This is a genomic window from Bacteroides reticulotermitis JCM 10512 (genome assembly GCF_000517545.1).
GTDB lineage: Bacteria > Bacteroidota > Bacteroidia > Bacteroidales > Bacteroidaceae > Bacteroides > Bacteroides reticulotermitis.
The window spans coordinates 120,298-139,917 of record NZ_BAIV01000002.1 but is presented as its reverse complement, the minus strand read 5'-3'; the positions used below and the strand labels follow the sequence as shown (position 1 = coordinate 139,917).

At 43.2% G+C, this 19,620-nt stretch carries 18 protein-coding genes; 13 read left to right on the top strand and 5 right to left on the bottom strand.

Annotated features, from left to right (window positions below; all coding sequences use genetic code 11):
• From JCM10512_RS01525 to mdh, 3 genes are all read right to left on the bottom strand, one after another.
• The gene (locus JCM10512_RS01525) at positions 1 to 993 is read right to left on the bottom strand and encodes an HlyD family secretion protein (protein ID WP_044159747.1); all 993 of its coding nucleotides are present in this window, start codon (positions 991 to 993) and stop codon (positions 1 to 3) included.
• A gap of 40 nt (positions 994 to 1,033) precedes the next feature.
• Entirely contained in the window at positions 1,034 to 2,488 is a 1,455-nt protein-coding gene (locus tag JCM10512_RS01520; protein ID WP_044159886.1) for a TolC family protein, read from the bottom strand.
• Positions 2,489 to 2,885: 397 nt separating this feature from the next.
• Entirely contained in the window at positions 2,886 to 3,827 is a 942-nt protein-coding gene (mdh, locus tag JCM10512_RS01515) for a malate dehydrogenase (protein ID WP_044159744.1), read from the bottom strand.
• A 187-nt stretch (positions 3,828 to 4,014) separates the two neighbouring features.
• Here mdh and JCM10512_RS01510 point away from each other — a divergent pair, with 187 nt between their 5' ends.
• The 13 genes from JCM10512_RS01510 to JCM10512_RS01455 all read left to right on the top strand — a co-directional run bounded on the left by JCM10512_RS01510 (position 4,015) and on the right by JCM10512_RS01455 (position 16,758).
• Entirely contained in the window at positions 4,015 to 4,887 is an 873-nt protein-coding gene (locus JCM10512_RS01510) for a DUF8429 coiled-coil domain-containing protein (RefSeq protein WP_044159741.1), read from the top strand.
• A gap of 46 nt (positions 4,888 to 4,933) precedes the next feature.
• Positions 4,934 to 5,503 (top strand): RNA polymerase sigma-70 factor, encoded by a 570-nt coding sequence (locus JCM10512_RS01505; protein WP_044159739.1) that lies wholly within the window; start codon positions 4,934 to 4,936, stop codon positions 5,501 to 5,503.
• Between the two features lie 101 nt (positions 5,504 to 5,604).
• Complete coding sequence (locus tag JCM10512_RS01500) at positions 5,605 to 6,636, top strand: FecR family protein (RefSeq protein WP_052517068.1); 1,032 nt, start codon at positions 5,605 to 5,607, stop codon at positions 6,634 to 6,636.
• Positions 6,637 to 6,761: 125 nt separating this feature from the next.
• Positions 6,762 to 7,085, top strand: coding sequence for an STN domain-containing protein (locus tag JCM10512_RS01495; protein WP_148298222.1), 324 nt, complete (start codon positions 6,762 to 6,764; stop codon positions 7,083 to 7,085).
• A gap of 16 nt (positions 7,086 to 7,101) precedes the next feature.
• On the top strand, positions 7,102 to 7,770 hold the full coding sequence (locus JCM10512_RS21120; protein WP_052517067.1) for a carboxypeptidase-like regulatory domain-containing protein: 669 nt from the start codon (positions 7,102 to 7,104) through the stop codon (positions 7,768 to 7,770).
• The gene (locus JCM10512_RS01490; RefSeq protein WP_158332169.1) at positions 7,770 to 10,094 is read left to right on the top strand and encodes a SusC/RagA family TonB-linked outer membrane protein; all 2,325 of its coding nucleotides are present in this window, start codon (positions 7,770 to 7,772) and stop codon (positions 10,092 to 10,094) included. Before JCM10512_RS21120 ends, JCM10512_RS01490 begins: the two co-directional genes overlap by 1 nt.
• An 8-nt stretch (positions 10,095 to 10,102) precedes the next feature.
• The gene (locus tag JCM10512_RS01485; protein ID WP_148298220.1) at positions 10,103 to 11,557 is read left to right on the top strand and encodes a RagB/SusD family nutrient uptake outer membrane protein; all 1,455 of its coding nucleotides are present in this window, start codon (positions 10,103 to 10,105) and stop codon (positions 11,555 to 11,557) included.
• Between the two features lie 12 nt (positions 11,558 to 11,569).
• Entirely contained in the window at positions 11,570 to 12,346 is a 777-nt protein-coding gene (locus tag JCM10512_RS01480; RefSeq protein ID WP_081741189.1) for a DUF4843 domain-containing protein, read from the top strand.
• A 19-nt stretch (positions 12,347 to 12,365) separates the two neighbouring features.
• Positions 12,366 to 13,154: a PKD-like family lipoprotein gene (locus tag JCM10512_RS01475; RefSeq protein ID WP_044159734.1), complete on the top strand. Its 789-nt coding sequence runs from the start codon at positions 12,366 to 12,368 to the stop codon at positions 13,152 to 13,154.
• The gene (locus JCM10512_RS01470) at positions 13,064 to 13,936 is read left to right on the top strand and encodes a hypothetical protein (RefSeq protein WP_158332168.1); all 873 of its coding nucleotides are present in this window, start codon (positions 13,064 to 13,066) and stop codon (positions 13,934 to 13,936) included. The genes JCM10512_RS01475 and JCM10512_RS01470 overlap by 91 nt, the downstream gene beginning before the upstream one ends.
• 20 nt (positions 13,937 to 13,956) lie before the next feature.
• Positions 13,957 to 15,117, top strand: coding sequence for a thioredoxin family protein (locus JCM10512_RS21115; protein WP_200869084.1), 1,161 nt, complete (start codon positions 13,957 to 13,959; stop codon positions 15,115 to 15,117).
• A gap of 177 nt (positions 15,118 to 15,294) precedes the next feature.
• Positions 15,295 to 15,693, top strand: coding sequence for a DUF5034 domain-containing protein (locus JCM10512_RS01460; protein ID WP_158332167.1), 399 nt, complete (start codon positions 15,295 to 15,297; stop codon positions 15,691 to 15,693).
• A 171-nt stretch (positions 15,694 to 15,864) separates the two neighbouring features.
• Positions 15,865 to 16,758 carry a hypothetical protein gene (locus tag JCM10512_RS01455; RefSeq protein ID WP_044159876.1) on the top strand — a complete coding sequence of 298 codons (894 nt, stop codon included), beginning with the start codon at positions 15,865 to 15,867 and terminating at the stop codon, positions 16,756 to 16,758.
• Positions 16,759 to 17,221: 463 nt separating this feature from the next.
• Here the strand turns inward: JCM10512_RS01455 and JCM10512_RS01450 are convergent, their stop codons facing one another.
• Positions 17,222 to 18,094, bottom strand: coding sequence for an NAD kinase (locus JCM10512_RS01450; RefSeq protein ID WP_044159731.1), 873 nt, complete (start codon positions 18,092 to 18,094; stop codon positions 17,222 to 17,224).
• A gap of 205 nt (positions 18,095 to 18,299) precedes the next feature.
• Positions 18,300 to 19,583, bottom strand: coding sequence for an alpha-L-fucosidase (locus tag JCM10512_RS01445; protein WP_244436814.1), 1,284 nt, complete (start codon positions 19,581 to 19,583; stop codon positions 18,300 to 18,302).
• Between the last annotated feature and the right edge of the window lie 37 nt (positions 19,584 to 19,620).

The following is a 19,620-nucleotide window of genomic DNA, read 5'->3' as shown; positions in this document are numbered from 1 at the left end:
TTATTTGTCAATGATAACCGACATACCCGGACGAAGATTTTCTATCTTTTCTAACGGAGAAGCTTTGACTTCAAATGTTTTGAGGTCGAACTGTCCGGTGGTTTTGGTTGCCTTCCAAGCGGCATAAGTTCCCAAATCTTTCAGGTAATATACTTTCAATTTAATGGCTTTGTTGTCGAGTGCGGGAATTACCGCTTCAAACTCAGCACCCATTGTCAGGTTCTTCAGCAAATCTTCGCGTACGTTGAATGTAACCCACATGTCACTCAGTTCGGCGATATTCATGATCGGTGCGCCTGTACCTACCAATTCGCCTACTTTAGGGAATATTTCAGAAACCTCACCGGCGGCTGTAGCAATAAGGTATGTCTCTTTAATGTAAGACTCTACTTCGGCAACAGCACCCTTGGCACGATTCACTAACGCTTCCGCTGCCATCTTATCTTCCCGTTCCGCTCCGTTCTTTGCCATGGTATATTGTGCTTTGGCAGCTTTCTCGGTAGCTATGGCGGCATCACGTTGCGCTGTTATCTCATCCAGCTTCTGTGCAGGCATTACGCCTTGTTCGTGCAGGTTTTTAATTCTCTTGTATGACTTTTCAGCGATGGTTACCCCTGCCTGAGCTTTCTGCCACATTTCGTAGGCAGTCTGGATCTGTTCGTGGCGGGCACCTTTGATTGCTTTTTCGTTTTGGGCTTGTGCGGCAGCTTCGGCAGCACGGGCCTGATCCATTTTAGCAACTACATCGGGAGCCTCGAGGATAGCTAATGTATCTCCGGCATTCACGGACTGCCCTTCTTTTACGCGAAACTCCAATATACGTCCCGGGACTTTGCTCGATACGCGGTATTCGGTTACCTCCGCCTGTCCCTGAATGATTTCCGGGCCTTTGCGAAGTATGAAAAAACCAACGACTGCAACGATTGCGATCACTCCCAGTAAGGTTAGAAATGCAAGCAGCATATTGCTGTTTTGTGATTTTATAGGTGTCATATGAATTATGAATTATAAATTACGAATGATGATTTGTCCTTTATTTGAGTGTACCCAGTGATTTCTTCAAATAAATCTCTGTTAGTTGTACATCTATCTGCGCGTCGATTTTCTCGGATTGGGCAGCTAGCCAGGCTGTTTGTGCTTCGAGTACATTGCTGGTGGCAATTACCCCTTCTTTAAAGCCAAGGTTTGCATAGCGCAGATTCTCTTCGGCTTTCTCCATATTTTTGGTGGCCATTGTCAGCTTTTTGCTTGCCTCGTTTACCTTGAATGCCGATTGGTTGACCTGCAACTCGATTTTCTCACGTGCATCTTGCAATTGGTATTCGGTAATACGCGCTTCCGCTTTGGCGGCTTTTACTTTATAAGTTCCCTCTCCCCAATGCCAGATAGGGATTTGCAGCATCACACCCACATTCCACATACCTTTGAATTTATTCTCAAAGCTATTGAATACCGATGGATTAGTTACTACGTAGTTGCCGACCAGCGCCAGAGAAGGCAGATGCTCGGCCCGGGTTACGTTTACCTTCTGCTTATAGATCTGCGTAGCTAGTTCAAGACTGCGTATTTCCGGACGATTGGCATAAGCGGTTGCCAGGTCGAAATTGGTATCCGGGGTGAGAAGAGGAAGATCGTCCATCTGCTCGTCGGCCAATGTAATAGGTGTATTGAGGCTTATTCCGCATAGTTGGCACAATAACATGCGCGAAAGACTTAAACCATCTTCCACTTTAGTCAACGTCATTTCCGCTTCATTCACTTTGACGCGTACCGACAAGCCATCCGCTTTCGTTGCTATTCCTTCGTTAATCATCTTTTCCACATCACCGTTCAACTGTTGTAGGAGTTTCAGATATCCTTCCGCGAGCTTCTTCTTATTGACAAGCGAAATCACTTGCCAATAGGCTTGGTCTGTGCTCATGATTACTTCCTGCATGCCGGAATGGTGCTGTTGCCGGGCCAGTTCTTCGGCGTATTGCGTAATTTTGTTGTAGGCGCGAATCTTACCGCCCATATACAAAGGTTGTGTCAATGTAAGAGCACCCGCATATACGTTTCGGGTATCTGTTCGGAGAGCATCGGCGATAGAGCTGCCGGCTTCATTGAAAGCCGAAGTCAGACTGGCGCCTAAGGCCGGAATTTGTGACGCTAATTCGGGATGTAGTTGGGTAATGACCCCCGCCGCTTGCTGTAGTGGCCCCGATAAACTGTTTCCTAGCCCCGAAAGGGCTGACTTTTGATCGTTACTCAGTAGTGAGAACTCTTTCTGATTACGCATGTAAGTTCCGCTGGCAGAAAAGTTAGGCAGGTAGTTTGTAAACGCAGCTTTTCGTTGATAATGGGCGGCATTGATCTTCTCATTGCTTATCAACAAGTCTTTGTTGTTGGCAAGAGCTAATGCACGACAACTATCCAGGTTTAGGATGCTTTGCGCTTTTACTACGAATGTCAGGCTTAACAGAGTGGTCAGAAGGAATACTTTTTTCATTGCATCTTGCATATTAATAAGTTGATACTTCTATTATTAAATAACCCTATTCTTATGTGTTTTGTTTATGAAAGTTGTTTCTTTTTTTTATACTTATTGGTATAAGAAATAATTGCATAGACAACGATGCAAAAGTATGGCTTTTCATAGAAAGAGCAAAATGAATTAGCTTTTTTTATCACAGGAAGGATAAGACGGGGTTTATTTCGGGAATGCGGTAATACAAAACCGGGGCAATCTGTTCCGATCTAGTGTGCGTTCGCTGTTTGGAAGGCGGACTCCGGGCGGTGCTACTGTGGAAATAAGGTATATAAAAAGAAGAGACCAAAGGTCGTTATAGACGCTTAGCCTCTTCTTACATATTTAGTTGGTTTAATGTTGTATCGAGTACAGCCTATTAAAGAGCACCTACTTCTTTCAATGCAGCGTTAGTTGCATGAACAGCTTTAGCGCTAGCAGCAAATGCAGCTTTTTCTTCTTCGTTCAGTTCCAGCTTAACGATCTCTTCGATACCGTTTTTGCCAAGGATTACCGGAACACCGATACAGATGTCTGATTCTCCGTATTCGCCTTCCAGGAATACTGAACAAGGAATCATCTTCTTTTGGTTGTGGATGATTGATTCAACAACAAATGCTCCTGCAGCACCCGGTGCATACCAAGCAGAAGTACCCAACAGTTTTGTCAACGTTGCGCCACCTACCATTGTAGCAGCAGCTACTTCTTTCAGTTTTTCTTCAGAAAGGAAATTCGCTACAGGCATACCTTTATAAGTAGCGAAGCGAGTCATCGGAATCATAGTTGTATCACCGTGACCACCGATTACAAAACCTTCTACTTCGTTAGCGTTGCAGCCCAAAGCTTGTGACAGGAAGTATTTGAAACGTGAGCTGTCCAAAGCGCCGCCCATACCGATGATGCGGTTTTTCGGCAAACCTAATGATTTCAATGACAAGTAAGTCATTGTATCCATCGGGTTAGAAACAACAACCAGAATTGCGTTGGGAGAATATTTCAAGATATTTTCTGCTACTGATTTAACAATACCAGCGTTTACACCGATCAGTTCTTCACGAGTCATACCCGGCTTGCGAGGAATACCTGAAGTAATAACTACAACGTCTGAGTCAGCAGTTTGAGCATAGTCATTGGTGCAGCCTACTAATGTAGTGTCGAAACCCAATAATTGAGCTGTCTGCATCATATCCATTGCTTTACCTTCTGAAACGCCTTCTTTAACGTCCAGCATTACTACTTCGTCTGCTACTTCATTGAAAGCAAGTACATTTGCACATGTAGCACCTACGTTACCTGCGCCTACTACGGTTACTTTTGACATAATACGATCTATTTAAAAAGTTGATAATTCTATTTTCCTCTTTTCTATTACGGGACAAAATTACAACGATAATCCCATTAGAGAAATTTTTCCGTAATAATTTTCGTTAAAGAAATCGCCGAAGGCTATGTTACTCTGTTAGTAATTGATTACTTTTGCGGCGATCATCCATTAACGTACTGAAACAATGAACAAAAAAACCCTTCTAATTGTAGCCGTAGCTATTTTGGTAATAGCAATTGCCGGTGTCACCTATTTATTGTATACTGAAAAACAAGCAAATCGGGAACTGGTACAGGAATTCCAATTGGACAAGGAAGATCTGGAGAATGAGTATACACGTTTTGCACAACAATATGATGAGTTGAAAATGACAATCTCCAATGACTCTTTGGCCCAACTATTGGATCAGGAGCAGTTGAAGACACAACGTCTGTTGGAAGAACTTCGTACCGTAAAGAGTTCCAATGCTACCGAAGTCCGCCGTTTGAAACAAGAACTGGCTACGTTGCGTAAAGTCATGATTGGATATATCAGCCAGATTGATTCATTGAATAGGCTGGCTAATCAGCAGAAAAAGGTTATTTCCGAAGTCACTCAAAAATACAATCAGGCATCACAACAGGTCAGCAATCTTTCGGAAGAAAAGAAGAACCTGAATAAAAAAGTGACGCTCGCCGCACAATTGGATGCTACCAATATTCGGATTGAACCGCGTAATAAACGAGGTAAAGTAGCCAAAAAGGTAAAGGATGTCGTGAAACTTGCCATAAGCTTTACGGTGGTGAAGAATATAACAGCCGAAACCGGAGAACGTACGCTCTATATACGTATTACCAAGCCGGATAATGGTGCGCTGACCAAAAATGCGTCCAATACTTTCGCTTACGAAAACCGTACGCTACCTTATTCGATTAAAAAGTACATCGAATACAACGGTGAAGAACAAAGTGTGAATGTATTCTGGGATGTCGAAGAGTTCCTGTACGCCGGAAGCTATCGCGTAGACATCTTTGAAGGCGGGAACCTGATTGGCTCCCAAGCATTCTCGCTGGATTAACACTCACTGCGGTGGGGTGGTTCAAACTCCTAATAAATGACTTCCCATGAAGGATAAGGAAGCTGTTTTCTTGCAGAAGATCAATGAACGAAGGATAGAAGCGTATAAGGTTTTATATGACGATTACTATCCTGCGTTGGTTGTCTATGCCTCCGCATTTGTGCTCTCTGATGAAGTGGCGGAGGATATCGTGCAAGAGCTTTTTGTTGCCATGTGGGAGAAACAGTTGACTTTTACCTCTTTCTGGGCTTTCAAAACCTATCTTTATAAATTTGTAAAAAACGCCTCGATCAATCATCTGAAACATCAGGATGTAGAGGGGCGTTATGCCGAATACATCAAGGGATTGTCTTTGGAAGAAGAGCTGAGCGAATCCGAACTGAATAACGAAGAGGAATATCGCTTGCTATTTCAAGCCATCGACGAGTTGCCGCCTCGCTGTCGAGAGATTTTTTTATTGTCACTTGAAGGAAAGAAGAATAAAGAGATTGCTGCCTTGCTGCAAGTATCCGTTGATACCGTTAAAACCCAGAAGATGAGAGCTATGCAGCGGCTGAGAGAAAGTGCCGGTGTTCTTTTCTCCTTCTGGCTGTCGGCTTACATATTGACATGCTAATCTAAATAATAGCAGGAAAATAGATTTTTTTTCGAAAGGATGTCACCCATTTTGCTATCTATGTTGTTCTTTATATAAACAGAACAAAAGATAATACAGCGATGGGTGAACTTAAAACAAACCGTTTGATCGACAAACTGGGGGAAGCTGATACCTTTCTTTCTAAATACAGGCATTATCGCCGTGTAGATAAGAAAAAAGCTTGGAAGGCCTTTTGTCTCCGGGTGGAAGCAAATCCTCCGAAACGAATCAACTGGCAAATTGTATTCAGATACGCTGCTATTTTATTACTTCCAATTTCAATCGTTGCTATTTGTCTGATGTTGCTTGCCGACCCTGTGGAGCAGAAGATCAGTGAGTCTTTAGCCGCGGTAGGGCCGGGGACTTCACAAGCGATATTGGTACTCTCCGACGGCAACGAAATCTCGTTAGATTCGACAGTCACCAATCGGTTGGCAGTAGGAGGAACTGCTGTTGCCGCAGTTACAGGCAGTCATATTTCTTATCAAGCTAATTCACAAGCAACTTCCATGCAGTACAACACTTTGCTCACGAAGCAGGGTGGAGAATATCGAATTGTGCTGGAAGACGGAACCAAGGTTCATCTGAATGCGGCTTCACAGTTAAGATATCCGGTTGTATTTACCAACAAAGAACGCGTTGTGCATTTGCAAGGAGAAGCCTACTTTGAGGTTGCTCCCGATAAGGCAAGGCCTTTCTATGTGGTTACCGATCACATGAAAATACGACAGTACGGAACAGCTTTTAATGTCAATGCCTATCCCGGAAGCAGTACGGAGGTCGTATTGGTGCGAGGAAGCATCGGGGTAACGGTGGGAGATAAAGAGCGGACACTCGCCCCCGGACAATTGGCTAAAATACATGCCGGAAGTAAGTTGCTATCAATTAAAGAGGTCGATACGGAATCGTATGTTGCTTGGAACGAAGGCCGTTTTTTCTTTGATAATCAATCGTTAAGAGATATAGCGAATGTGTTATCCCGATGGTATAATATTGAAATTCAATTTGCGAGAGGAGATATACAATATTTGCATTTTACCGGAAGCTTAGACCGGTACGATACAATTGAACCAATCATTCAGCCATTAGCAGGGCGGCGAATGTCAAGGTAGAGATGAAAGATCATATTTTATATATTTCAAAATAACTGATACAATTGCGGGCAACTTGCAACAGACTGAGATTCGGGGTCTCAGTCGGGGTATGCTAGGTTCTTCTAATTAATAATTTAATTTGTATGAAAAAAAGTAAGCGTGAATGGTATCGCTACTTCGTTTGTTTGTTGTTGGGGCTGTTTGTTATTTCAGCTACACTGCATGCGCAAGAAGCGATTGAGAAAAGGTCTGTAACTTTAGATTTTAAGTCGGCTCCTCTGAAGGATGTCCTAGAGTCTATACGAAAGCAGACCGGAATGAATTTTGTTTATAATGTAGAGCAAGTACCTCTATCGACCTGTTACGATACAGGCGAAGCAAGAAACTGTAGGGAAGGTATTAAGTCGAATTTTTACCGGAACAGGTTTTCGGTACGAAATCAAGGGAAAGATTGTAACCCTGCATAAAGAGGAAGTGCGGAAGATGGTGCAGATGCTCAGCTTAGCCAAACGGAAAGTGCAGGGAACTGTTTATGACACCCACAACGAGCCACTTCCCGGAGTAAATATCCAAGTAAACGGTACACGTGTAGGTACGACGACTGAGATGGATGGACGTTATACGCTTATTCTACCGGATATTGAAAGAGTAGAACTGACATTCTCATTCATTGGGATGGAACCATCGGTTGTTCGATATGCCGGACAAACTCAATTAAATGTCACGTTGAAGGAAGACTCCAAGATGATTAATGAAGTTGTCGTTACCGGTCTGTTCAACTACCGGGCGGAGAGTTTTACCGGTTCGGCTGTGACCTATTCTAAAGATGATCTACAATCGGTAGGAAACCAAAATATAATTAAGAGTCTGCAAAACCTCGAACCCTCCTTCTTGGTGGCGGATAATTATTTGAATGGTTCCAATCCGAATGCGTTCAATGATATTACAATTCGAGGAAATGCTTCTTTCACCGGCTTACAAAGTGAATACGATGGGAACCCGAACGAACCCCTTTTCGTAGTCGATGGTTTTGAAACAACCCGTCAACAGGTATTCGACTTGGATATGAATCGTGTCGCTTCGGTTACCGTATTGAAAGATGCGGCAGCCAAAGCCATTTACGGTGCCAAAGCCGCTAACGGAGTGTGGTAGTGGAAACTGTTGAGCCGGAGAAAGGACGTTTACGGTTGACGTATACAGGCGATTTGAATATAGAAGCTCCCGATTTGTCTTCTTACGACTTATGTAATGCCGCTGAAAAACTGCAAGTGGAATTGAATTCCGGACGCTATACGGCTACTTCCCCGAGCTATGCACAAGCTCTGCGTGAGCAATACAACAACTTATTGAAAAATGTAAGTGAGGGAATCGATACCTATTGGCTGTCCAAACCTTTACGTACAGGTTTTGGACAGAAGCATTCTGTTTATATGGAAGGTGGAGACGACCGCATGCGCTATAGCGGCTCATTGGGATATAACAACATTGCCGGTGTGATGAAAGGCTCCAATCGTAATACGCTGTCGGGAAATATCAAACTCTCGTATCGTTATAAAAACTTGTTGTTCCGTAATTCCCTATCTATTACATCCAACAAGGCGGAGGACTCTCCATACGGTTCTTTCTCCGATTATGTGGGCATGAATCCTTACTATTCCCCGTATGATGCGAATGGCAACCTGCAGAAACTATTAGGTTACTATTTATACCCAGCTACAGGCTCTACGCCGGTGTATTACTACAATCCCTTGTACAATGCCTCTATCGGTACAAATAATTTCTCCAAGTATACCGAGTATACCGAGAACTTCTACATCGAATGGAGAGCTCTGGAGAGTTTGCGCTTTACAGCTAGGGTGGGATATACGTATCAAACCAATACCCGCGAAGATTTTTATCCCGGTGATCATACGAAGTTTGCGACGTGGACCGGAGACAAATATTTTAAACGGGGTTCTTATGCCATTTCCGATGGAAGCTCTGAGAATCTGTCGGCTGACATTACCGCCAACTATTCAAACCATTTCGGTAAGCATATGTTGTTGGCCAATGCTGCTTGGAGTATGAACTCATCGACTTCCGAAAAACACGGTATGACTGCTTGGGGATTTCTGAATAATCATGTAGACCATATCTCTTTCGCCAAACAGTATGCAGACAACGGCAAACCTTCCGGTAACGAAGCGACCACGCGCAGCCTGGGACTGACAGGTGCTCTGAACTATTCGTATGACGACAGATATTTGGCCGACTTCACTTTGCGCCTGAACGGTTCTTCGGTGTTCGGGTCGGACAATCGTTGGGGAACTTTCTGGTCGGTAGGTTTAGGTTGGAATTTACATAAAGAGAAGTTCATGAAAGAAGTGGAGTTTGTGAATCTGTTTAAGTTGCGTGCTTCTTATGGGTTGACCGGTAGCCAGAACTTCAATCCCTATCAGGCAAAAGCTACGTATAAGTTTTACGAAGACGTAGTCTATGATAACATTGTCGGTTCTTACCTGATGGGCATGGCGAACGATAAACTTAAATGGCAGCAGACAGCCGAGATGAATATGGGTTTTGATTTGCAATTGTTTAAAGACCTCAATATTCGTTTTGATGCCTACCGCAATAAAACCAAGGATGCCTTGCTTAGCATGACTTTGCCGACTTCGACCGGTTTTAGCTCTTATCAGGAAAATCTGGGCAATGTAGAGAATAAAGGATACGATGCAACTCTTAGCTGGCGATTTTTCCGCAATAAGCATGGCTATATTTCGGCTAATGCCTCAGTGGGACATAATGTCAATAAGATAACAAAGATCAATGATGCGTTGAAAGCCTTTAACGAAGGACAAGATGGTACAGCGACTACTTCACCGGTAATCCGTTATGAAGAAGGACAGTCTATGACTGCTATCTGGGCGGTGCGTTCTCAGGGAATCGATCCGGTGAATGGGCAGGAAATCTTCTTAAAGAAAGATGGAACAACGACTTATGACTGGAGTGCGGGCGACTATGTGGTTGCGGGCGATAGTAATCCGAAATATCATGGAAACTTTGGTTTCAGTGGCGAATACAAGGGCATTGGATTGAGTTGTTCATTCAGGTATCTGCTGGGAGGTGATTATTACAATCAAACCTTGGTCAATCGCGTCGAAAATGTGAATATAGCCAATAATGTGGATCGTCGTGTATTGCATGACACATGGCAGAATATCGGAGATGTCGCAACATTTAAAAGAATCACTTCGCGACCTAATGAAACCCACCCGACGACGCGTTTTATTGAGAAAAACAACGAACTCCAGTTCGCCTCACTCTCTTGTTACTATGATTTCAAAAATCAGCCTTGGCTTAAACAAGCATTTATGGAGCGTCTGAGAGTCTCTTTCTATATGAACGACTTGTTCCGCATCTCTACGGTTAAAACCGAGAGGGGTTTGGACTATCCCTATGCGCGTAATTTTTCATTCTCATTATCTGCAACCTTTTAAATATAGTTATGATGAAACGTATAAACCACATAATCGCTTGTTGCTTATTGGTTCCGGCAGCTTTACTTACTTCCTGTAACGATTGGCTGGATGTGCAGCCTCGCTCGCAAGTTGAGGACAATAAGCTTTTTGAAAGTGAATCGGGATTTAAAGAGGCTTTAGCCGGAGTATATTCTTCCATGGTATCCGAGAAAACGTACACCAAGGAAATGCTGTATGGTACGATTGGCATCCTTGGGCAGGAGTGGGACCAGTTCTCTTCTACTGCATATGCGGATATGAACGATTATAATTATTCGAGTACACAGTCAGTATTGCAGATTTCGAATATTTGGGCAACTTCGTATAACTCGATAGCCAACGCAAATAATATCATTAATAAGATTGACGAGAAAAAGAACCTGTTTGGTACAGACAACTTTAACATCATAAAAGGAGAATCTTATGCATTGCGCGCTTTTCTGCATTTCGATCTCTTACGCTGTTTTGGAGTAAGCTACGAGCAGAACGCGGACATGCCTGCCATACCTTACTGTACGGAGTTGACTTACCGTGTTTTCCCTCAGTTGACAGTGAAAGCTGTTGCCGATAAAATAGAGAAAGACCTTTTGGAAGCGGAAGCTCTGCTCAAGTCCGACCCTATTTATACAGGTAGGAAAATCACGGAAATTGATGATAACGGTTATTTGATGAATCGTCGGGTACACCTGAATTATTATGCCGTCAAGGGCTTACAGGCTCGTTTGTATATGTGGATGCACGCGTATGAAAAGGCTGCTTTATGTGCACAGGCAGTTATTAAGTCGAATGTGTTTGCGTGGACTACCGGTGATGACCTGGCCAAGGGGTATGATTATGCGTGTGCGCCTGAACAATTGTTCGCGTTGAACGTACTGACACTTTCCACATTGGCCGACACTTATTTCAGTGAAGATAATAATACAGATAGCTACTCTCTGAACGTAAATAGTTTGACCGAGTATTATGATAATAATACGGATGATTACCGCTATCTTTATCAGTTTGCCAGCGGAACTAAAGGTGAATATGTTGACTATCGTTATCTGACTAAATTCAATACTCCGAATGTTAAGAAAGATTTGAGCGAAGATCCTGCTTCATTTTATATGAATAAAATTCCTTTGATCCGGTTGGGTGAAATGTACTTGATTCTTTCCGAATGCCAGTACCGTGCAAACGGAAGTGGTTTGGAAGCGTTGAATAAACTACGGGTTGCCCGCAATTTACTTGCGTTGCCGAATGATCCGGCGGACTTTTACTTGGAACTGATCAGAGAATATCGGCGGGAATTGATCGGCGAAGGTCAGTTGTTCTTTCTTTATAAGCGGTTGAACCGCGCTTCCGTCATTGGTACGGATGCCGATATGATTGGCGAAAAAGCGTATACCTTCCCCATACCAATTTCTGAGACAGATGCTTCGCAGCGTGAAAACAATCGATAAAATGAATGATTTATGAAAAAAATGAAATATAAAATCTGGGTACTAGCTCTTCTCCTTGCCGGACTGACCGGTTGTAGTAAGAATGAAATGCCGGTATTTGATACTGGCTATTCCGCCTTGAATATATGGTTTGGAAATATTGCAGTGGCTTTGGACAGTGTAAGTTATAACTATTCATATACTTTGGGAGAAGATTCGTTGATGTTTAATGCCCGGGTAACCGGACTGCCTTCGAATAAGGATCGCTTCTTTGCCATAGAAGCTTATTCCGGTAACTTTGCCGAAGCTGAAGGAAGTTTTTGGACCAAAGAGTACTGTATAAAAGCTGGTGAGACTTCTGCTACTTTCCCCATCTACTTTGATACATCCAAATTGAAAGACGACACATCTTACTCTAAAACGGATGGGCGTATTAATTTCCGTATGGTTGAAAACTCTGAATTTGTAGAAGGAGTGAATAAAATGCGTAACCTAAAAGTTATATTAAAAAACTATCTCGCTAAACCCGTGGAATGGGATGTGGCTATTGCTCCTCCGTATCAAGCTTACAGTTACTACTTCGGGCAATATAGCCGGAAGAAATACTCTTTTATGATTCAAGAGACCGGATTGGTGGATTTCCGTATCTCGTATACGGCATCCGTTTCGTATGATGAAGCTACCAATACAATTTCGTCAAGCTATGCCACTTATCTACTCTCAAAACTAAAACAAGCTTTGGATGTTTATAATCAAACGCACGATAAGCCTTTGACGGATGAAGAGAGCGGAAGTGCAGTTGTGTTTTAAATAATATGGAGAAATACGTATGTATAGAAAAGAATATATTATAGGAGTACTTAGTCTGATCGGAAGTTTTCTGCTAGGTGCGTGTTACGAAGATAAAGGCAACTACGACTACCAGGAACTGGATAAAGTCGTAATTGATACAACGGGATTGGGGATACAACCTGCTTATGTCCTCGAGAGGTACGATGTGTTGGAACTCAATCCGAAAGTCTATTTCAATGGCAAGCTATTGGAAACAGAAACTGATGAACCAGCATTGAGCTATATCTGGACGTTGTATACAGCTACTACTAGTAGCAATTCGGATTATACGGTAGATACGCTGAGCCATACCATACATTTGAACGAAGCTATCAAAAGAGCGGCCGGTGGCTATTATGTGCAGTTGACGATTACCAACAGTCGCAACAATACACAGGAGTATTTTCGGGTTATTTGCAACGTCGAAGAGTCGATTACGGCCGGGTGGATGGTGTTGTATGAACCCACAAATGATCCCGGTACGTCCGATGTCGGTTTGATTGTCAACCCTTGGGTAAAAAAGAATATCATAAAAGACCGCGAATTTTTTGATTTGTACAAAGCATCCAACGGAGCTTCTCTTGAGGGATTGCCGAATCGGGTGTTGCATACTTGTATCGCTTTGCAGGAAGATGAGGTAGTCTTGGTTACCGATAAAAACATGGTCGGGGTTAATCAGGGGCTTTTGCCAAGACATTGGACTTCGGCAACTTCTTTTATGAGAAACCTGCAACAACTAAACCCTTTTATTATGGGGCTGGAGGAGTTGGCTATCGTGCGGAGATGATTATCAATGACGGCAAGGTATACAGTACCTCTTTTACATCCGGGTTGTCTCGCAATAACTTCTTTGGTGTGGCTTATGGAGGAGATCATGGCGAATTGGCTGCTTGGGGAAGTGATGTGCATGGCAATAAATATGAGGTACTGGGGTATGATCAGACCAACGAACGCTTTACATGTGTCAACAAAAATACGGTAAAGTTTACGTCGTTTTCCGCACAAGATCCCGCAGCTGCTTTTGATGTGAATAATGTCGGAGCGAAACTACTGATGGCTGACTGGGGACGATCTTACTATGACTATATGTTGATGCAGAAAGATCAGAACTATTACTTGGCTATTGCGAATTTTGTGACATCCAATTCGGGTACTACAAATATCGGACAGGGATGGTATGATATTTCGACTTCGCCGGAGATTGCTCAGGCCACCAGTATAGCTGCCGCTTATCTGGGTGAGTATGTGTTGTATGGTGCAGGGTCGAAGGTATATAATCTGAAATACCGTTCATCCCCTCAGGCTGAGGTTCTTTGGAGTGCTTCGGCTGCTGAAACGGTGACCTGTGTACGTTTGCAGAAGTATTACTATCAGAGTTTGTTTTTGGCTATGATGCCCAATCCGAACGCGATACTTCATGTGGCTACCTGGAATGAAGCAAGCAAAGAAGGCAAGCTGTATCAGTTCCAGATTAACCCTGCGAATGGCGCTATCTTGGGTGAGCCTAGAGTGTACACCGTACCGGGAAAGATAAAAGACATGGCTTGGAAGAAAGCGATGGAAAGATAACACTAAATATTGAGAAGGATATGAAAAAGAATTTATGGATGATTTGCTTGAGTATGGCATTGTGTTTCAGTACTCAGGTTTTTGCACAGGGAGAGGGAAAAGGAATCTCCTTTGAAAAAGAGGGTACCTTGTTTAAAGAAGCTGTTCAGAAGGCAACAGCTACTAAGAAACTGATTTTTCTGGACTGTTACACTTCCTGGTGTGGTCCTTGCAAGAAAATGGCCAAGGATATATTTCCATTGGAAGAAGTAGGTAAGTTTATGAATCCGGCTTACGTTTCGATTCAGATTGATATGGAAAAAGGAGAGGGACCGGAACTGATGAAGAAGTTACAGGTTTCCGCATTTCCTACTTTCATCATCTTTGATAGCCGTGGTAACGAACTTGGTCGTTTTCTGGGTGGAAGCGATGCGGCTACTTTTGTTGAGAAAGTAAAGAAGGCTAGTGTTGACAATAGTTCTGCTGAGATGGATCAACGGTTTGCCAGTGGTGATCGTGACGAAGCCTTTTTGTATGCGTACCTGAAAACGTTGGGAAGCGCTTACAAACGTGATCAGTGCAATGTGGTTGCTGAGGCTTTGTTGGCAGGTAAAGAAGAAACTTTTGCTGAAAATCCGCAACTGGCTGATGTGTTTATGAAGCATCTCTCCAACCCGTTCGCTCCGGCGTTTATCTATACGGTTAAACACCCGGAAAAACTGTCGGCTGCAATCGGTGAGACACCGGTAAAAATGAAAACTCAGTATGCATGGCGCAACTATGCCAAATCTTTGATTGACTCTAAAGACGGAGGGGCAACCATGGATATGGCTCAGTTCGACAAACTGCTGGCTTTGATGGATGAGTGCAAGGTGGCCGAAAAAGAAGAAATTCGGTTGGAGACTTTGATCGCTTTGTCTGAGAAACAAGCCGACTGGGATAAGTATATGCAGTATTGCACAGAATACGACGCGAATCCGAATCTCTTCCTGACCGATTTGATGTTGTGCAAATGGTGTTCTCCTGTTGCGGTAAACTGCACCGAAGCGGGTCCCAAACAAAAGGCTTTGGCATTGTTGCAGAAGCGTATTGACGATTTGAAAAGCGGACGTTTGCAACCACAAACTACTCAGGGTAATATGAAACTCTCGGGTAATTTAATGGCAGGAATGGAAAAGTTAGTTGAGGTTTTGAGTAAGTAAATTCTCTCTCTCTTAAATAGTTTATATCAAAACAGTGGTAAGGCAACCATGCTGGCATGTGGCAGCATGGTTGCTTTCGTCTTATCAGATACCGATAAATAGGTAAAAATGTTGATACGGTTTGTACTATTGGAAGAAAAGATTACTTTTGAGTTTTACCAACATCAATCACTACTTATGAAAAAACATCTTCTCCATTTATTATTCGGTGTCCTTTTCTTTCTTTGTGCGGCAATGTCGTGTGAAGAGGGTACGTCTGTCGATAGAGAAAGTCTCTCCGGCGCATTGGTTGACTTTGAATTGACTCACTTAGATAACGCAGGCGAACGCCCTCAGAGTGTAACGGACGGACGAGTAAAGAAGGAAGCCTATGTGATGAAAATCAGTCTACTGTCTGAGCCGGAAGAGAATACCTCTTCGATTGATAAGACTCGCCTTGAATATCTGTTGACCGATCCTATTGTGAACATCCGTATTTTTACTGAAACGAACTTTAGTGAGAAGTACCCGGCAGGAGCGGACATCTCTTCCTTATTTTATAACTATCCGCGCCATATGGGCACCGCAGATAGCTGATAATGACGGTTCTATAAAGAGGGCTGGTGAAACCAGTTGTCTGTTTAAAGCTTTGGTGACAGCACCAGCACAATCAGGAACGTATTGTTTCCGCGTGAAACTAATCTTTAAAAGCGGAGATAGCATGGAGAAAACCACGGAACCCCTTGTTTTATATTGATCAAAACGACTATGAAAAAGAGTTATTGGCTTATTCTGTTTCTGCTAGGAAGCATACAGTTGTCAGCACAAGATACGTTGACATTTCACAAATCCAAGAAAATAAATAAACTCATCCAATTGGATGTAGGCGTGGGAGCACACTTTGATCTCACACACTCACCCTCCGGTAATATGCTGACATTCCTGGCTGATAGGAAACGTGTGACTCCGGCATTTGATTTTCGTTTTCTTCACTTCTTTTCCAAAAGATGGGGATGGTATACGGATGTTTCTTTAGATATAAACGCAGGTAAACGAAGAGATTGTTATGCCGAATGGGTTCAGCCGTTGGAAACGGATTATTATGTAAAACAGGTGAATCAATTTGGTGGAGACGAGCAGTCGAGAGTCAATTCATATTTCAGTGTAGGCGTGGCTTATCGGATTGAAAATGCTGGCTGGAGTCTCTATCCACGTGTAGGTATTGGCGTTAATTTAATTAGTTATCAACCGATCTATGCCGAGTTGAAAAAGAAAGGAGGGAATGAACTCTATCGTGTACAATACAGCAACTTAGAGGGGACGAGTAACCTTGAAAGGGCTGCGTGGTTTGTGGGGATGAGTGCGAACTATAAAGTAAGTAAGCGCTGTTTCCTCTTTTTAGATGCAACCTATGCGCAACCTATGGGACATTTGACGTTGAATTATACGAAAACGGACTTGTACACTCAGGATATATTGGAAGAGAAAACTTATCGAAGCAGTACCCTTGGCCGTTTCTTGAAAGTGACTGCCGGAGTGGGAATACCTTTCTATTTGGGAGAGAAGAGGAATAATGGAAGAAGATCCTCGCATAGTGACCGGACCAACGAATTGATGAAAAAGAAACGCAAGGATTTTGGTCTGTTCCCGAGAAATAAGTGAGTTGCTTTTTGAATGAAATACCCTTATACGGCTCCTTTATGGCTCCCCAAATAGATTGTTGCTTTTTTAGCTTTCAGCCTTCAGTTTCTATGTAAACAGCTCATTCATATCTTGTTGTGCTGAAAGCTGGTGTCTGACAGCTTTCAGCTTTTTCATTGTTTGTCGTTCAATAAATAGCCACATATCAGGTAGCCAATTCCCGTTGGCCGACTTGTCGACTAAGGTTGGCGGTTCGGCCGACAGAGGTTGGCTGCTAATTGGCCACCTTTTAAATAAAATGTACCGGATAATAGAGAACAATCGGCCCTGAAGTTGAATGAAACACCGCAGAATGAAAGAGGACTGAAAGCAAAGAAAGAGTAGCTTTCAGCCGAAAGTATCGGTGAATAGGGCCTTTTTTGCCTAAACTGAAAGCTGAAAGCAAAAAAGCAAAACAAAATATATACGGGAAAATCGGGACTAATTAACGTCTGCCGTCCGCACCCCACATCATTTTACTGCGTAATGTGTCGAAAAACGTATGGTTGAGTCGTTTGACAACTTTAATGCCGTAATCGGCCCGGCGAATTGTTAGCTGCGTTGTTTCTTTGCACGTCTCGCTTCGTCCATCGATAGCCACCAGAAAGTTATGGCTACGGCTCTCCACCTCTAAGGTTACCTCCCAATCATCGCGAATAACGATGGGGCGAACGTTGAGGCTGTGTGGGGCTACAGGGGTAATAGCGATTGTGTTGGAGTGTGGAACAATGATCGGGCCACCTACACTCAGCGAGTAAGCGGTTGAACCGGTGGGAGTTGAAATTACCAGACCGTCAGCTTGGTACGTTGTGAGGTAAGCTCCGTTGATTGTAGTCCGTATGCTGATCATCGAAGAACTGTCACGCTTTAATACAGCTATTTCATTGAGTGCGTATGGCGATACCTGCAAATGTTCTTCATCGCAAATCAATTGCAATACACTACGATCTTCTACTTCATATTGACCGGCATGGATCTCTTCGAATGTTTTCTCCATTTCTTCCGGCGAGATGTCGGCTAGAAAGCCCAAACGGCCCGTATTGATACCCAGAATGGGGATTCCTTTATTTCCTACACGGCTGGCTGCTTTCAGGAAAGTGCCGTCACCACCTATGCTGATTACGATATCAGCCGTAAAGTCATCTTCATCGAATAGGGAATCGGCGTGTACAGCCAGTTCCATGTTGTCAGTCAGAAACTGATAAAATTCTCTGGACACAGATATCTCAGCGCCTTGTTCCTTTAATAGACGGAACAAGTTGGCTGCATGTGAAGACTTTTTGGGTTGGTAGGTATTTCCAAATATAGCGAACTTCATAAGCGTGCTTGTTTTATTACGAATGCAAATGTGGCATTTTTTATTGAATTAATGAAAGGAGCCGGTATACTTTTATTATTATGTAACTAACTTCTAAGATCCGAGTTTCTTTTATACGGAACAAGACTGTACATGTGGACGCGAAGTCAGATGTACAGTCTTGTCTTACAAAATACGAAGTCGTGTTATCCTGTGTTTGTGCTTGTTACTTGATGAGTGGTAGCCATTCCGTAAATTGATACTCTTTGTTGAGAGTCAATTTAACCACCGGAATTTGTTGTTGCTTAAAAGCCGGAAGAACCAAAGTTACTCCACGCTTATCTTTCTGTATTTTAATCTTTTTGCCTGTTGATAAATCAATTGCGTTGCTTATTTTGTAGCCATCCAATGTGTTGATCTTGAGTGTGTGGGATGGTTTACGCAAATGCAGGTAGATATAATTTTCTTTATACGTGCTTCCTAGTTCGTCAGTTTGTTTGAAGGGGCCTCCTTGTGTGTCGTACACAGCTTCTTTATTGATATTTACCCATTTGGTCAATTCATACAGGCGCTCTACTTGTTCCTCAGGCATTTCTCCTGTAGGTTTAGGTCCGATATTGACTAATAGATTCCCATTTCCACAGAGGGTTTTGCTGAACATTCCGATCAGTTCATCCGGCGTTAGCATCTTGGCATTAGGCTCGTAAGCGTAAACCGGATACGTAATGCTCGTACAAGCTTCCCAAGGGAACGGAGGAGCATCAGTCGTCTTTGCTTCTATCGAAAAGTAATCGCCCGATGAGCCGTCGGACCAGAAGGTTTCGCGTCCATCTTTTCCTCTGGTTATGGCTAGTCGCGTAGACAATGTATTACTTTTTATACTCTTGATGTACTCGTATAAGTTTTTCCCTTCCTTGGCTGTCCATAGCGGATCAAGCCAGAAGCCGTCAAACCAAAGGAGGTCCGGTTGATAGCGGTCGATCAATTCTCTGGTCTGGTTGTGCACAAACTGGATGAAATCGGCCCGTCCGTATTTGGGCTCTTTGATTTTTCCCCCTGCTTGTGCCATGGAACTCCAACCACAATAGTCAATGTCGGCTATCGAATAATAGATACCATAGAGTAAGCCTTGTTTACGACATTCGTCTCCCAGTTCTTTTAATATATCCCGTTTGAAAGCGATGCGATCTGTGTCGAAGATCGAATATTCGCTTGGCCAGATGCAAAAACCGTCATGGTGTTTGGATATCACGACCATATATTTGCATCCCGCCTGCACAGCTATATCTACAATCTCTTTCGGATCGAACTTCTGGGGATTCCATTTCATGGTAATAGAATCCGCTACACTTTTAGGCGTACCGTTACCAATGGCCCAAGAGTCTCCTGTTCCGGGTGAGTGACAAGCCATCCAGTGTATGAACAGCCCGAGCTTGGCTTCTTGAAATTGCTTGAGTAGAGCCTTGTCAGTTTGCGGATTAAGCATCGATGTCTGGCTCTGTATACTCATTAAACAGCCGCACATAAACAATAATAATAGAGAGCTT